Origin of the sequence: Neptunicoccus sediminis (assembly GCF_001719615.1) — a bacterium.
Classification (GTDB): domain Bacteria; phylum Pseudomonadota; class Alphaproteobacteria; order Rhodobacterales; family Rhodobacteraceae; genus Amylibacter; species Amylibacter sediminis.
Genome location: NZ_MDVX01000008.1, coordinates 192,401 through 208,327, shown reverse-complemented (window position 1 = coordinate 208,327; position 15,927 = coordinate 192,401). Strand labels below are relative to the sequence as shown.

Annotated in this window: 12 protein-coding genes; 3 read left to right on the top strand and 9 right to left on the bottom strand. The window is 58.8% G+C overall.

Annotated features, from left to right (window positions below):
• Nucleotides 1–66: 66 nt before the first annotated feature.
• The 7 genes from BFV97_RS09830 to BFV97_RS09800 all read right to left on the bottom strand — a co-directional run bounded on the left by BFV97_RS09830 (nt 67) and on the right by BFV97_RS09800 (nt 9,246).
• Nucleotides 67–999 (bottom strand): ABC transporter permease, encoded by a 933-nt coding sequence (locus tag BFV97_RS09830; RefSeq protein WP_069300180.1) that lies wholly within the window; start codon nt 997–999, stop codon nt 67–69.
• The gene (locus BFV97_RS09825; RefSeq protein WP_069300179.1) at nt 999–2,090 is read right to left on the bottom strand and encodes an ABC transporter permease; all 1,092 of its coding nucleotides are present in this window, start codon (nt 2,088–2,090) and stop codon (nt 999–1,001) included. Before BFV97_RS09825 ends, BFV97_RS09830 begins: the two co-directional genes overlap by 1 nt.
• Entirely contained in the window at nt 2,077–3,588 is a 1,512-nt protein-coding gene (locus tag BFV97_RS09820) for an ABC transporter ATP-binding protein (protein WP_069300178.1), read from the bottom strand. The genes BFV97_RS09825 and BFV97_RS09820 overlap by 14 nt, the downstream gene beginning before the upstream one ends.
• Complete coding sequence (gene xdhC, locus BFV97_RS09815; protein WP_069300177.1) at nt 3,585–4,514, bottom strand: xanthine dehydrogenase accessory protein XdhC; 930 nt, start codon at nt 4,512–4,514, stop codon at nt 3,585–3,587. The genes BFV97_RS09820 and xdhC overlap by 4 nt, the downstream gene beginning before the upstream one ends.
• Entirely contained in the window at nt 4,505–6,808 is a 2,304-nt protein-coding gene (gene xdhB, locus BFV97_RS09810; RefSeq protein ID WP_069300176.1) for a xanthine dehydrogenase molybdopterin binding subunit, read from the bottom strand. Before xdhB ends, xdhC begins: the two co-directional genes overlap by 10 nt.
• Entirely contained in the window at nt 6,805–8,187 is a 1,383-nt protein-coding gene (gene xdhA / locus BFV97_RS09805; protein WP_069300175.1) for a xanthine dehydrogenase small subunit, read from the bottom strand. The genes xdhB and xdhA overlap by 4 nt, the downstream gene beginning before the upstream one ends.
• 276 nt (nt 8,188–8,463) lie before the next feature.
• Nucleotides 8,464–9,246: a sulfotransferase family protein gene (locus tag BFV97_RS09800; RefSeq protein ID WP_069300174.1), complete on the bottom strand. Its 783-nt coding sequence runs from the start codon at nt 9,244–9,246 to the stop codon at nt 8,464–8,466.
• Between the two features lie 80 nt (nt 9,247–9,326).
• Here BFV97_RS09800 and dnaE point away from each other — a divergent pair, with 80 nt between their 5' ends.
• The gene (gene dnaE / locus BFV97_RS09795; RefSeq protein WP_069300173.1) at nt 9,327–12,836 is read left to right on the top strand and encodes a DNA polymerase III subunit alpha; all 3,510 of its coding nucleotides are present in this window, start codon (nt 9,327–9,329) and stop codon (nt 12,834–12,836) included.
• A gap of 54 nt (nt 12,837–12,890) precedes the next feature.
• Here dnaE and BFV97_RS09790 read toward each other — a convergent pair whose 3' ends face one another.
• Complete coding sequence (locus BFV97_RS09790) at nt 12,891–13,664, bottom strand: phenylalanine 4-monooxygenase (protein WP_069300172.1); 774 nt, start codon at nt 13,662–13,664, stop codon at nt 12,891–12,893.
• Between the two features lie 110 nt (nt 13,665–13,774).
• Here BFV97_RS09790 and BFV97_RS09785 point away from each other — a divergent pair, with 110 nt between their 5' ends.
• Nucleotides 13,775–14,233, top strand: a complete 459-nt coding sequence (locus BFV97_RS09785; RefSeq protein WP_069300171.1) for an Lrp/AsnC family transcriptional regulator — start codon at nt 13,775–13,777, stop codon at nt 14,231–14,233.
• A 137-nt stretch (nt 14,234–14,370) separates the two neighbouring features.
• Nucleotides 14,371–15,588: a bifunctional alpha/beta hydrolase/OsmC family protein gene (locus tag BFV97_RS09780; protein ID WP_069300170.1), complete on the top strand. Its 1,218-nt coding sequence runs from the start codon at nt 14,371–14,373 to the stop codon at nt 15,586–15,588.
• A gap of 10 nt (nt 15,589–15,598) precedes the next feature.
• Here BFV97_RS09780 and BFV97_RS09775 read toward each other — a convergent pair whose 3' ends face one another.
• Nucleotides 15,599–15,808, bottom strand: a complete 210-nt coding sequence (locus BFV97_RS09775) for a SlyX family protein (protein WP_069300292.1) — start codon at nt 15,806–15,808, stop codon at nt 15,599–15,601.
• Nucleotides 15,809–15,927 lie beyond the last annotated feature (119 nt).

Here is a 15,927-nt window from a genome sequence, read left to right as displayed (position 1 = left end):
GGGTCTTTCTCCTTGTTGGTCTTCGTGTGTCTGTCTTATGTGCCGCGCGATTGGCGACGGTTTTTGTTATGTGGATGCAAAGAAAGTCTTGCCCAGAGATGCGGGCGCATTCAGGGACTGACGCTTTTTGTCGGATGCCATGATAACCAGCACGATGATGGTTGCAAGATAGGGCGTCATGGACAGATAGGCCGGCGAAATCGCCAGACCTGCGGCCTGAAGGTTCAGTTGCAGCACGGTGACGCCGCCAAACAGATAGGCGCCGATGATCGCCCGTCCGGGTTTCCAGCTTGCGAAAACGACGATGGCCAGCGCGATCCAACCCGCACCTGCCGTCATGCCCTCGGCCCATTGGGGGACGCGCACCAGCGACAGATAGGCACCGCCCAGACCGGCACAGGCGCCGCCAAAGGCGATGGCCAGCATGCGGATGCGGATAACCTTGTAGCCAAGCGCATGGGCAGCGTCATGGCTTTCGCCCACAGCGCGCAGCACCAGCCCGCCCCGTGTACGGGTCAGGAAATACCAGATGCCAAAGGTCAGTGCCAAAGAGAAGTAGATCATCGGATCATGGCCAAAGACAATGCGCCCCACCACCGGCAGGTCGCTGAGAACCGGAATGTGGATTTGCGAAAAAGAAGGCGGGTTGATGCCGGTATAGCTGTGCCCGAGCAATGCAGCCAGCCCGAGCCCGAACATGGTAAGTCCCAACCCCGATGCCACCTGATTGGCCATCAGATACTGGGTCAACACGGCAAAGATCATCGACACCGCCGCGCCGCAGATCGCCCCAAACAGGAAGCCGAGCCACGGAGAGCCTGTGGTCACGGCCGCGATAAACCCGCACACCGCGCCGATAATCATCATCCCTTCAACGCCAAGGTTCAGGACGCCGGATTTCTCAACCACCAGCTCTCCCAGAGCGGCGAGCAGGATCGGGGTGGAGGCTGCCATCAGGCTGACAATCAGTGTGACGGGCGAAATAGAGGACAGGTCCATCAGTGGGCCTCCTTGGATTTGGTATCCCAGCGCAGGCGGAAATTAACCAGAATATCGACGCCTAGCAGGAAGAACAGCAACATGCCCTGAAACACCTGAATAGCGGCCGCCGGAATGGACATCTGGAACTGGGCCAGTTCTCCGCCGATATAGGTCAGCGCCATCAACAGCCCCGCCAGCAGGATGCCAACGGGGTGCAGTCGGCCCAGAAACGCCACGATAATCGCGGTGAACCCGTAGCCGAGCGGGAAGTTTGTGGACAGTTTGCCCGCAGGTCCGGTGACTTCGAACAATCCGGCTAGTCCTGCCAGCGCGCCCGAAATACCAAGGCACAGCGCAACGGTGGTGTGGGGATTGACCCCTGCGAATTTGGAGGCCCGTGCGGACTGTCCCGAAACGCGGATCTGGAAGCCGAAGATGTGACGGGTCAGGAAGATATAGCCTAAAACCACCACAGCCATCATCACCAGAACGCCAAAATGCAGTCCGGTGTTGGACAAGAGTTCTGCGTTAAAGGCGGATTGGTATTCGTTGAAATTGCGCGACACCGGAAAGCCCATGCCCACAGGAGATTTCATCGGCCCCGTGACCATCGCCGCCAGAAACTGTGCCGCCACATAAACCAGCATCAGGGAAACAAGGATCTCATTCGCGTTAAAGCGGATTTTCAGGATCGCGGGGATCATCGCCCATAAAAACCCGCCAAGCCCGCCCATGATAATGATCAGGGGGAAAACCAAGGGGCTTTCCAGCGGATAAAGCGCCAGTGCCGTGCCGCCGCCAATGACAGCGCCCATGATGAACTGACCCTCTGCACCGATATTCCAGACATTGGCGCGAAAGCCGAAGGACAGGCCGATCGCCATCAGGATCAGCGGTGCAGCCTTCACCAGCAGTTGCGGACGGGTATAGCTCGCCACCATATCGTTAAACAATGGGTCCCAGAAAATGATCCGGATCGCGGTAAACGGGTTGTTGCCGAGAAAGGCAAACAGGATGCCGCCTGCAATCATCGTGGCAACGACCGCAATGATCGGGGTCAGCATCACCATCGCGCGGGAAGGTTCGGGACGTGCTTCAAGCCGCAGCATGATCAACCTCCGTTCCGCCCATCAACAGGCCGATTTCTTCTATTGTGACGCCGGAAGCGGATCGCACGCGGGACAGCCGCCCTTCGGCAAGAACGGCAAATGTGTCGGATATTTCCATCAACTCGTCCAGATCCTGACTGATGACCAGAACGCCTGCACCCTGTTCGGCCAGTTCCAGCAAGGCTTCACGAATGAAGGCCGCTGCCGATGCGTCAACCCCCCACGTGGGTTGGTTCACCACCAGAACGTCGGGGCGCTGCATGATCTCGCGCCCGATGACAAATTTCTGCAGGTTGCCCCCCGACAGGGATTTGGCCGCGTGGCTGGCACCCGGCGTGCGCACATCGAATTTCTGGATGATGGCGCGGGCGAAATTTTGTGTCGCCTGCCATTTGACAAAGCCCTTGTTAGTCAGCCGTTGCCGCGCGTGACCTGTCAGCAGAGCATTCTCTGTCAGGGACATATCGGGCGCCGCCGCATGGCCGAGCCTTTCTTCCGGTGCGGCCAGCAATCCTTGCAGGCGGCGGTGGTTCGGTCCCTTGCTGCCAATCGTGGCCCCTTTCAGGGTTATGGCGGCGGTGTCGGTCAGTTCTTCACCCGACAGGGCCAGCAGCAGTTCGTCCTGTCCGTTCCCTGCGACACCGGCCACGCCCAGAACCTCCCCCGCATGCAGCGAGAAGCTGACATCGCGCAGGGAAGTGCCGAACGGGTCTTTGGACGGCAGTTGCAGGTTCTTTACCTCCAGCAGCACGCGGCCGGGTTTGTAGGGGCGTTTGGTCGGGGACTTTAACTCGGTTCCCACCATCATTTCCGCCATGGTGCGGGGGGTTTCCTCGGATGGCACACAGGTGCCAACCACCTTGCCCAGACGCAGAATGGTTGCGTTGTCACAAATGGTGCGGATTTCTTCCAGTTTGTGCGAAATATACAGGATCGACGTGCCCTCATCGCGCAGGCGGCGCAGGGTTTCAAACAGCACGTCCACTTCCTGCGGGGTCAGAACCGATGTCGGCTCGTCCATCACCAGCAGTTTGGGGTTCTGCAAAAGACAGCGCACGATTTCAACCCGCTGGCGTTCGCCTGCGGACAGATCCCCCACCATCCGGTCGGGATCAAGGGTCAGGCCGTATTTCTTGGAGACGCTGCGGATTTCATCGCTAAGCGCATCGGTTTCGGGCGCATCATCCATGCCAAGGGCGATGTTTTCCGCCACGCTCAGCGCCTCGAACAGGGAAAAATGCTGGAACACCATCGCAACGCCTGCCGCCCGCGCCGCGCGCGGTTCGTGCGGGGCAAACGGCTGCCCGTGGAGGCGCATTTCACCGCTGTCAGGGCGCACCAGACCGTAGATCATCTTGACCAGCGTGGATTTTCCCGCGCCGTTTTCCCCAAGCAGGGCGTGAACCTCTCCCGGGGCGATTTCAAATCCGACGTTATCATTGGCAACAACGCCCGGATAGGCTTTGGTCAGTCCGGACAGGTGCAACAGTGGGGTCATGCGGTGGCCTCTTGTTGTGCGGCATGTACCGCGTCAAAAGTTAATAATTCGCTGGCCACGCCAATTGCAATGGCTTTGGGCGTCTTGCCCAGTTCGCGCCGCCCGATCGGACAGATAATGCCTTCTATTTGGGCAGTTGTGTGGCCGAGTTCCGCCAGTCTGGAGGCAAATCGCCTGCGTTTGGTGGCAGAGCCGATCAGCCCCAACGTGCGGTGCGGGCGGGACAGGATTGCATGGCACAGGTCAAGATCAAGGGCATGGGAATAGGTCAGCACAAGATGATGTGCCTCCGCTGGCGCGTGTTTCACTGCATCCACCGGATTGGCCGCAACCAGCGGCGCGGCGTGGTCGGGGATCGTATCGGGGAAACGGTTCTGCGCGGTATCGACCCAAGTGATGTCAAACGGCAGCCCTTCCAGAGTATCGACCAGTGCGCGGCCCACATGCCCTGCGCCGTAAATCCACAGCGGTGTGTCGGGCTGCGTTAGCGGCTCCATCAACCAGCCCTGTTGCCACAGAAACGGTGCAGCCTGCCCGCCGCCACGCAGCGCCTTTTCAGCGCGGCGCAAGGCCAGCGGCTTTTCTGCGTCGGTGCCGACGGGACGGGTGTAGACCTCTCGCTCTTGGGGCAAGCTCTCTGGCGTGAAGGGTTCCAGCACCAGCGTCACCGCGCCGCCGCAACATTGCCCGAGCGCGGGACCAAGCGGCATTTTCAGCGCGGTCGGTCCGGTGATCTGTCGCGCCTGCTCCACAGCTTGCAATTCCAGTGCGCCGCCGCCGATTGTCCTGCTTTGCCCTGCGGCCCAGACCAGCATCGAGGTTCCGGTTTCCCGCGGGGTTGATCCCTTATGTTCTGCGATCACGATGCGCACCACACGCCCGTGGGCGTTTGCAGCAGCGCGGAGGGCAGGGAGGTTCAGTCCCACGACTGGCCCCTTTGCGCCATGACCGCACGCAAGACTTCTTCGGCGGTGGCAGGAGCTTGCAGATCGGGATAGATCGACCCGTCACCACAGGCCGCAACCGCATCCGAAAGGGCCAGAAACGCCGAAATCCCCAGCATCAGAGGCGGTTCGCCCACCGCTTTGGATTTGTAGATGGTGTCACTGACGTTTTCGCCCTTGTTCCACAGCGCCACGTTGAACACATCGGGGCGATCCGAACAGGCAGGGATTTTATAGGTGCTTGGCGCATGGGTGCGCAATGCGCCTTTGTCGTCCCAGACCAGTTCTTCGGTCGTCAGCCAGCCCGCGCCCTGCACATAACCGCCTTCAATCTGGCCCAGATCAATCACCGGATTGAGCGATTTGCCAACGTCATGCAGGATATCCGTGCGCAGGATGCGGTTTTCTCCGGTCAGCGTGTCGATCACAACTTCTGTAACCGCCGCGCCATAAGCGAAGTAGAAAAACGGCGTGCCCCGTCCGGCAAAACGGTCCCATTCAATTCCGGGGGTGGCATAAAAACCCGTCGCGGACAGGGAAATGCGGTTCTGATAGGCCGCCGAGACCACTTCGGCAAAGGGCACAACCTGTGTGCCGATGGTCACGGCCCCGTCTTCAAACCGGATCTGGTCTTTCGGGGTTTGCCACTGCTCGGCGGCAAAATCCGTCAGGCGTTCGACGATTGTATCGCAGGCCGCCTTGACTGCCATACCGTTCAGATCCGACCCGCTAGAGGCCGCAGTGGCAGAGGTGTTGGGCACTTTGCCTGTATCTGTCGCGGTAATCTTCACGGCAGACAGCGGTTGTCCGAACCGGCTCGCCGCGACTTGGGCCACTTTGGTAAACAGGCCCTGACCCATTTCAGTGCCACCGTGGTTCATATGGATGGAACCATCGGAATAGACATGCACCAGCGCGCCCGCCTGATTGAGGTGTGTCAGCGTAAAGCTGATGCCGAATTTCACCGGCGTCATTGCCAGCCCCCGTTTCAGGCGGGGGTTTTCATGGTTGAACCATTTCACCTGCTCGCGCCGTTTGGAGTATTCGGCACTCTCCAGCAGCTCGATCGCGATCTGGTCCATCACGCTGTCACGCACTTCCATGTGATAGGGGGTGGTCTGTCCGGCATCCTGCGCCATCGGAGCATAAAAATTGGCCGTGCGGATATAGGTCGCGTCCACGTCAAGCGTATGGGCGATATGGTCGATCACCCGTTCGATCCCGACCACCCCTTGCGGTCCGCCAAAACCGCGAAAAGCGGTGTTGGACACGGTGTTGGTTTTCAGCCTGTGCGACACGATCCGCGCGTTGGGCAGGTGATAGGCGTTATCCGCGTGCAACATGGCGCGGTCCGCCACGGGCAGCGACAGGTCCTGCGCCCAGCCACAGCGGCAGTATTGGGTGAACTCCACCCCTTCGATCTGACCTGCGCCGTTAAAGCCAACGGTATAGTCGATGCGAAACTCGTGCCGCTTACCAGTCACAACCATATCGTCGTCGCGGTCATAGCGCATTTTGACAGGGCGTCCGGTTTTTGCGGCGGCCACCGCCGTTGCGCAGGCCAGCGCGTTGCCCTGACTCTCCTTGCCGCCAAACCCGCCGCCCATGCGCCGGACTTCCACCCGCACCGAATGAAACGGCAGGTTCAGCGCAGCAGCGACTTTATGCTGGATCTCGCTCGGGTGTTGGGTGGAGGAATGCACCACCATATCCCCGTTATCCTGCGGTAGGCTAAGGGCCGCCTGACCCTCTAGGTAAAAATGTTCCTGCCCGCCGATTTCGATAGAACCGCTGATCTTGTGCTCCGCCTGCTCAATTGCGCTGTCGGGATCGCCTTTCAGGAACTGTAACGGCTCCTCGAATTTGGTGCCGGCCTTGACCGCATCCTCGATGCTCAGGATTGCGGGTTTCTCGCGGACCTCTATCTTGCCCAGACGGGCCGCCTTACGTGCCGCCATATGTGATGTCGCGACCACCAGAAACAGCGGTTGGCCGAGGAAATGGATGGTGCCGTCAGCCAACAGCGGTTCGTCGTGGTTGGAGGGGGACACATCATTGTCGCCGGGCAGATCGGCGGCGGTCAGGACGCCGATTACACCGTCAGCAGAACGCACCGCGTCCAGATCCATCGAAATCAGATCGCCGTGGGCAATCTCGCTCAGTCCGAAGGCCAGATGCAGGCAGTTGGCCGGTGTCGGTATGTCATCCACATAGCGGGCAGCGCCGGTGACATGCAGGTTGGCGGCGTCATGGGGATTGGGTTTTGCAACGCTCATGCCGAGACCTCCAGAACCGATGTGGCAAGCCCGTTGTCTTCGTCAAAGTAACGTTGCAACAGGTTCTTGGCAGTGGTGGCCCGGTAGCTGGCAGAGGCCCGCATATCGCTGATCGGCTGGTAATCCTGCGCGAATTTCTTCATCGCCTTGGTGACTGTGCCTTGGGTCCAAGGCTTGCCGATCAGGGCGTTTTCCACCGATTTCGCCCGCTTCGGCGTGGCCGCCATACCACCAAAGGCGATGCGGGCGGTTGCCACTTTGCCGTTGCTCACGGTGATGTTGAAACAGCCGCAAAGCGCGGAAATATCCTGATCGAAGCGTTTGGAAATCTTGTAGCATTTCAATCTGTTCGGGGCGTTCGGTATGGTGATGCCACAGATGAATTCTCCCGGGTGGCGGTCCTGTTTTCCATAGTCGATGAAGAAGTCTTCTATCGCCATATCGCGGAAATCATCGCCTTTGCGCAGATGCACCCGTGCATCCAGCGCGATCAGGGCAGGCGGCCCGTCCCCGATGGGCGAGCCGTTGGCCACATTGCCCCCGATGGTGGCGGCATTGCGCACCTGATTGGATCCGTAGCGGCGGATCAATTCGGCAAAGCTCGGGTAGCGGTTCGCCACCGCCGCCCGCAGGGTGTTAAGCGTCACCGCCGCACCGATGGCGATGCCGTGGTCGTTTTCCTCTACCCCTTGCAGGTCTTCGATCTGGCCAACAAAGGCAACAGGGGTGATGTCGCGAAGGTCTTTGTTGACCCAAAGCCCCACATCCGTTGCACCGCCAACCAGCGTTGCGTCAGGGTGTTCTACATACCAGTCGGCCAGTTCGTCCGAACTGCGCGGCACAAAGGCATCGGCGGATTGCAAGGACTGAAGCAGATTTGACGGCGTGCCTGCCTCCTGTTGCAACCAATGGGGTTTCGGTTCGGTCTCTGCGACCTCGGCAGCGCGGATGATCGGGGCATATCCGGTGCAGCGACACAGATTGCCCGCCAGCAGGTCGTCGTGATCGGTTTCACCGTTTTGATGGGCCGTTGCCATCGACATGATAAAGCCCGGCGTGCAGTAGCCGCATTGTGATCCGTGCAGGTCTACCATTGTCTTTTGCACAGGGTGCATAGCCCCGTCCGGTCCCGCCAGCCCTTCGACGGTGCGAATGGATTTCCCGTGAAGCTGTGGCAGAAACAGAATACAGGCGTTCAGCGCCTTTGCCCCATCGCCGTCCGTCACCATCACGGTACAAGCGCCGCAATCGCCTTCGTTGCAGCCTTCCTTGGTGCCACACAGCCCGCGGGTCTCGCGCAGATACTCCAGCAGGGTGCGTGTGGGGTGGGCCTGATCTATCGCGACCGGCTCTCCGTTCAGAAGAAATTCGACCTTCATGTTGAAAATCCGCTAGCCTCTCTGTTGCGGGCACCAGCCGTCTTGCGCTGTGCCGAAAACCACTGGTGCAACCTTGTCAGACCAGCAGAACAACTCTCCCTTAACATAGCAAGATTTTTCTTGCCGGAGCGCCGTGCCCGTCTGTGGTCTACACCGTTCGAACTGCGTAAATAACCCGATTATCAACGGTTTGCGAGTGATTTTCTACAAAACGTTGAAAGTCTGTCAGGCTTAGAGCGCCAAAGCCCGTGGCCGTTCCGCGTAACACAAACCTTGCTACAAAATGGTGCGGTAATCCAGCGCCGCCATCACGTCGGCATCCACCTTGCGGTAGATATATTCCAGATCACGCTTTTTGTAATCCGCCTTCAGCTTGTGGTATTTGTAGCGGCGGGCGTAATCTTCAAACCGCAGATTGTCCGATGCTTTGATGGAGCGACGGATATTGGTGTAGCCGTTGGAAGTGGCCGGAATATATTCTGCAATCCGGTTCAGGGTCTCGTTAAAATCCGACAGCAGGTCTTCGTAGCGGATATGGATCACATTCTCAGCGGTTTCCATCAGGTCTACATAACCGCGCATTTTGCGGTTCCACAACTCTATCGGACTTTCAAGCGGTTTATCCCCCAGATTGTCCCGCTCCGACAGGGGCCAAGGCGTGGTCAGGAACTGGTCGAATGCCATGTCCTCCTGCGCCCAGAGCGGGTTTTCGGGTCGGTTGTGTAGGGAGGACAGGAAGAACACAGGATGTTTGGTGATCAGCAGAAACAAAGTGTCCTGCGCATGGGGCGCGGCGCGGATCACATCGACGGGCGGAGCGGCGTGTTTCAAGCCGAAATCGGAATAGAGAATCCGCTCGTGGTATTTGTCCTGAAGCCGGTTTGCCTCGGCGGGGCGCAGTTTGGGTTTATACTGCTGCAACACCAGCCGCATGACCCGTTTGTCCACGCCGAAATCCCCGCGCAACAGATCGGTTGCGAAGTTCTTGTTCACCAGTTTGGACAGGTAGGTGGCACCTGTATTACGCTCGCCATAAATCTTGGTGAATAGACAGGTCATCGGCTGCTCGGCTCTTGTTTTTTGCTGGGGACATTGTGCTACGGCTTTCGCCCCTTTGCAAGCTGCGATAGATTAACAGGATGAGCACATCCCCCCGATTCATCCACCTCCGTCTGCACTCTGCCTATTCCCTTCTGGAAGGGGCGATTCAGGTTAAGAAACTGCCCGATATGTGCGCCAAAGCCGGTATGCCGGCAGTGGCTGTCACCGACAGTGGCAATCTGTTTTCCGCGCTGGAATTTTCCGAAACGGCGGCCAAGGCGGGCATCCAGCCGATTGTCGGTTGTCAGATGGATCTGGCCTATGCAGCGGCGGCGCAACTGGGTGGTAAAACGCCCGCGCCCCGGCCCATTGTCCTGCTGGCGCAGAATGAAGCGGGCTATATGAACCTGATGAAGCTGAACTCCTGCGCGTTTCTCGAAAGCGGCGACCAGCTTCCCCATATCACGCTGGACGAACTGACCCGCCATTCCGAAGGATTGATCTGTCTGACGGGCGGGGCGCTCGGGCCGGTGGGGCAACTGGTGCAGGATGCGCAAGTAGATGCGGCCAAAGCGTTGCTGACCCGGATGGCAGAGATGTTTCCGAACCGCCTTTATGTGGAACTGCAACGTCATCCCGAAAACGGCGCGAAGGGCACGGCTGCGGAACTGGCGACCGAACCTTTCTTCGTGCAGACCGCCTATGGAATGGACCTGCCGCTGGTGGCCACCAATGACGTCTATTTCCCCAAGGCTGAAATGTATGACGCCCATGATGCGCTGATCTGCATTGCGGATGGTGCCTATGTGGATCAGCAGGAACCCCGCCGCCGCCTGACCCCGGAGCATTATTTCAAGACGCCGGATGAAATGGCCAAACTGTTTGCCGATGTGCCCGAAGCCATCGACAACACCATCGAAATCGCCAAGCGCTGCGGCTTTCGTGCGACGACCCGTGATCCGATCCTACCGAAATTTGCAGATGACGAGGTCGAGGAACTCCGCCGCCAAGCCAACGAGGGCCTACAGGCCCGTCTTGCGGTGATCCCCCATGCGGCCAGCGTTGAGGACTACCAGAAGCGGCTCGACTTTGAGCTCGACATTATTGAGGGCATGGGGTTTCCCGGCTACTTTCTGATCGTTGCGGATTTCATTAAATGGGCCAAGGACAACAGCATTCCAGTGGGGCCGGGGCGGGGGTCCGGTGCGGGCAGCCTTGTGGCCTATGCGCTGACGGTGACAGACCTTGATCCGCTGCGCTACTCGCTGCTGTTCGAGAGGTTCCTCAACCCCGAACGTGTCTCCATGCCCGACTTCGACATCGACTTCTGCATGGACCGCCGCGAAGAGGTGATCCGCTATGTGCAGCAGAAGTACGGTCGCGATAAGGTGGGTCAGATCATCACATTCGGTGCGCTGCTGTCCAAGGCGGCGGTGCGCGATATCGGGCGCGTGCTGCAGATGCCCTATGGTCAGGTGGACCGGCTGTCCAAGTTGATCCCGGTTGAGGGCGTTAAACCCGTATCCATCGAAAAGGCGCTGGCGGATGAGCCGCGCCTGCGGGAAGAGGCCAAGGCCGAACAGGTGGTGGACCGGATGCTCACCTATGCTCAGCAGGTTGAAGGCCTGTTGCGCAACGCATCGACCCACGCGGCGGGTGTTGTGATCGGGGATCGTCCGCTGGATGAACTCGTGCCGCTCTATCAGGATCCGCGATCCGATATGCCTGCGACCCAGTTCAATATGAAATGGGTGGAACAGGCCGGTCTGGTCAAATTCGACTTTCTCGGTCTGAAGACCCTGACCGTGATCCAGAACGCGATGGACCTGATCGAAGGGCAGGGGCGCCCGCTGCATATCGGGCCGGATGGCAACCAGCTTTATGATCCCCCCGAAGGTGCTGAAGGGGACATCGGGGCGATCCCGCTTGATGACGAAAAAACCTACAAACTGTATGCAGATGCGCGCACGGTTGCGGTGTTTCAGGTGGAATCCAGCGGTATGATGGACGCGCTGCGGCGTATGAAACCGGACTGTATCGAAGACATCATCGCGCTTGTGGCGCTGTATCGTCCCGGCCCGATGGAAAACATCCCCAAATTCTGTGAGGTGAAGAACGGTCTCTCGGAACGGGACAAGCTGCACCCCTCAATCGACCACATCCTTGATGAGACCCAAGGCATCATCGTCTATCAGGAACAGGTGATGCAGATCGCGCAGGAAATGGCGGGATATTCCCTTGGGGGCGCGGATTTGCTGCGCCGCGCGATGGGTAAGAAAATTCAGGAAGCGATGGACGCAGAGCGGCCCAAATTCCTTGAAGGCGCCGGCAAGAACGGGGTGGACAAGAAAAAGGCGATGGAGGTCTGGAACCTTCTGGATAAATTCGCCAACTACGGGTTCAACAAATCCCACGCGGCGGCCTATGCGGTGGTGTCCTACCAGACAGGCTGGCTGAAGGCGAACCATCCGGTGGAGTTCATGGCCGCTGTGATGAACTGCGATATTCACCTGACCGACAAGCTCGGCGTGTTTATCGAGGAAACCAAACGCCGGTTGAAAATCGACGTGGTGCCCCCCTGTGTGAACCAGTCACTGGCCACATTCTCCGTGTCCGAAGGCAAGATCCATTATGCGCTGGGCGCGTTGAAAAACGTTGGCGGCGAGGCGATGAAGCTGATCGTTGATGCACGTCTGGCGGATGGACCGTTTCAGGATCTGTTCGATCTGGCGCGGCGGGTTGATCTGAAACGGGTCGGTAAACGCCCGATGGAAATGCTGGCCCGTTCCGGCGCGTTCGACCAGCTGGATGCAAACCGGCGCAAATGTCTTGAAAGTGTCGATGCGCTGGTGGCCTATTCCGCCTCTACGTTCGAGCAAAAGAACAGCGCACAGGGCGGCTTGTTCGGGGACAGCGGCGAGGACCTGCCCGCACCGCGCCTGCCCATGCCCGAAGACTGGCTGCCCACGGAACGGCTGGCGCAGGAACATCAGGCGGTTGGTTTCTACCTGTCAGGGCATCCGCTGGATGATTACCTCGGCCCGCTGAAACGCAAGAATGTCCTCACCCTTGCAGAACTGGAACAAAAGGCCCGCGGCGGTGCTGTTGCCGCGAAAATCGCCGGTTCCATTTCGGGCAAACAGGAACGCAAATCCGCGCGGGGCAACCGCTTTGCTTTCGTGCAATGCTCCGACCCGACCGGCCTTTACGAAGTCACGGTTTTCTCTGACACGCTGGAAAAATTCCGCGACATGCTGATGCCCGGTGAAAACGTGGTGCTCACCGTAGAGGCGACGATGGAGGCGGACCAGCTGAAACTGCTCTGCCGTGGTGCGCAGGCCGTGGATGCAGCCGTGGCGGATGCGGCGTCGATGGGATTGAAGGTCTACATCGGGGAAGAGGATGCCATCGGCTCGGTTGCGACCCGACTGGAAGAAGCCAGCAAGGGGGGCAACCCGCGCAGTCGCGGTCCGGTGCATCTGGTGTTGATGCACCCCGAACTCCCCGGTGAGGTAGAGATCGCGCTGAAACAGGAATACGTCCTGAATCCGCAAATCAAAGGCGCCCTGAAACACGTCCCCGGCGTGCAACTGGTTGAGGAATTCTAAACGGGGAACATCGGGCTACCAGCTTCAATGTTCCCCAAATACTCAAATCCCGCCCTAAGCCGCCTTCTCAAACAGCGCCGGTAAATCCCCCAGCGCCTTTGCCTCGTCAATCGCGGCTTTCAGATCTGTCTCCAACAGCTTGGGCAGGTCTTCAAAACTGTCGATCACAAAATATTGCGGCTGAACGATGTCGATCCGGTAGGGCGTGCGTAGCATGGTCATCAGGTCCGCCGGCGTATAAACCGCTTTGCCGGAACAGGCGAAATCCGCTTCGGACGGGGAACTCGCCACCCCTGCGCCATAGCCGCGCAGCCCGTCTGGTGTGTTGATCATGCCGAACTCGATGGTGAACCAGAACAGGCGGAACAGGTGCCAGCGATAGCCCTTGCCCAGCTCCACAGCGATCTTGCCAAAGGCTTCGATAAAATCGGTGTAGGCCTGATTGGTCAGCAGTGGGCAATGACCAAAGACTTCGTGGAACAGGTCGGGTTCCTCAATATAATCCATATCCTCGCGGCGGCGCAGGAAGGTGGCCACGGGAAACTTGCGATCTGCCAGCAAGGTGTAGAACTGGCTTGGCGGGATGATGGCCGGCACGCCTTCCACGCCGAAATTGGTCAAGGCGCCCAGTCGTTTGTCCACATCACGCAATTGGGGAACGCTTGCGGCTTTCAATCCCAGCAGGTCGACCCCTTCAAGATATTCGGAACAAATCCGCCCCTTCAAAAAGGCAATCTGGCGCTCGAACAATTCCGCCCAGACAGCATGTTCGTCGGCGGTGTAGTCGTAAAAGCCGGTGTCATCGGCAAGTTTGGACGCATAAGCCATCGGTGTCTCCTTGTTTGGCACCAGTATACGCCGGTTGCGATGGAAAAACTTGCCTCACTGGGGCCGGATTGTTACAGTTTTGGATAGAATTTCCGTAGAGAGGCTTGCTTGTGGAATTTTCTGAGCAGGAAAAGGCGATATTGCGGCAAATACAGTCAGATGCGAGTCTGCCTCTGGCGCAGATTGCCCAGACGGTCGGCATGGCCCAAAGCACGGTCTGGCGTAAGATACAGGAGTTCGAGAGCCTCGGCCTGATTGACCGGCGGGTGACATTGCTTAATCCCAAGACGGCAGGGTTGGGGCTGTGCGTTCTGGCCCAAATCCGGATGCGCTCTCATACACAAGAGGCGGTGGACGGGTTTATTGCAATGGTGCGCAGTCACCCTGAAATCCTCGAATGTCATGCGATTTCCGGATCGGCGGATTATTTCATCAAGGTGCGGGTGGCGGATGTAGAAGCCTATGAAGCCTTTATGAGTCATAATCTTTTGCGCAGCGATCTGGTGAAAACGGTTGTGTCGAATTTCGTGTTGAAAGAGATCAAACACACGACAGAACTGCCGCTGTAACCGCTGCTGCCTGCGCATTTCTGGCGCCGCGTCAAATCCATGTCAAATCCATGTCACATCCACGCGACCGGCGCGGGCTTGTGCTTGTGTCTCCGGCGACCGGATGGTTTCATAGCTCGATGCAAGGAGAGCGTGTGATGAAGAGTGAGAAGTTTACCTTTGAGGGGCATTCCGGCGAAGAACTGGCCGCGCGGCTGGATCTTCCGGTGGGGCGGGTGCTGGCGACCGCAGTGTTTGCCCATTGTTTCACCTGCTCCAAGGATATTCCGGCGGCGCGGCGGTTGTCCCAGCGGCTCGCCGCGGCGGGGATCGCAGTGCTGCGGTTCGATTTTACCGGATTGGGTCATTCAAAGGGGGAGTTTTCCAACACGGATTTCACATCAAACGTGCAGGATCTGGTTCTCGCGGCCAAGGCGCTTGCAAAACATTTGCGGGCGCCCGGATTGCTTGTCGGGCATTCCCTTGGCGGGGCGGCGGTTTTGCGGGCGGCGGGGCAGCTTGACAGTGTGAAGGCGGTTGTGACCCTTGGCGCGCCTTATGATCCGGCCCATGTGCTGCATAACTTCGGCACTTCTCTGGCGGAAATCGAAAAGAACGGCGCAGCGGAAGTCACCCTAGGCGGGCGGCCCTTTACCATTCGCAGCGGGTTTGTTCAGGATGTGTCAGCGGTGAACCTAAAGGACGCCATCGGTAATCTGAAACGCGCCCTTCTGGTGCTGCATGCGCCTCTGGACCAGACGGTCGGGATTGAAAATGCCTCGCAGATTTTCGGGGCCGCAAAACACCCCAAAAGCTTTGTCACGCTCGACAATGCGGACCATCTGATCAGTGACGGCGCGGATGCGGAATATGCGGCAGAGGTGATCGCTTCATGGGCGGGCCGGTATCTGAAGCTCAGCAAACCTGCCGCCCCGATCGGGGCCCCCGAAGGGGTGGTGCGCAGCGATGAGGCCGATCCCGAAGGGTTTTTGCAGGACATAACGGCGGGACCGAACCACCATATCCTTGCGGATGAACCCGAAGCCTATGGCGGCAGCAATCTGGGCATGTCGCCTTATAACCTGCTGTCTGCGGGGCTGGCGGCCTGTACGTCCATGACCATCCGCATGTATGCGCGGCGCAAAGGCTGGCCGTTGAAAGATGTCAGCGTTGCTGTGACTCACGACAAAATCCACGCCAGCGCCTGTGCCTCCTGTGCCACCACCGAAGGCAAGGTGGACCAGTTCAACCGCCAGATCACCCTGACGGGAAATCTGGACGCAGATCAGCGTCAGAAACTGTTGGAGATCGCCAATAAATGTCCCGTCCATCGAACGTTGGAAAGCGAGATCAGCGTGACCACCGATCTGGCATGAACCGTGCTGGCTAGTAATGGGGCGGGGGCTGGTCCGAGAAGGTCACAGACCCGTCACCCTGTGACTGGTCACGGGCGAGTTCCAACAATGCTGCCACCTGTCGTTCCAGCAGGGCAATCCGCTTGGCCTGATCCGCCACCACATCCGACAGGTCCTCTGCCGTCTTGATGGTATGGGCAAGCCGCTCTTGCAGCTGGGTTATGGTCTGTTCATCGGTCATGTTTTTCCCTACCGCCAAACCCGCTGGCAAACAATTGGAAAAGGCGTGATTGCCACCGTGACAGGACCGGCCGTAGGGGAATTTCCCACAAAGCAGCGCATAAACCCTGCCGGTTGCTT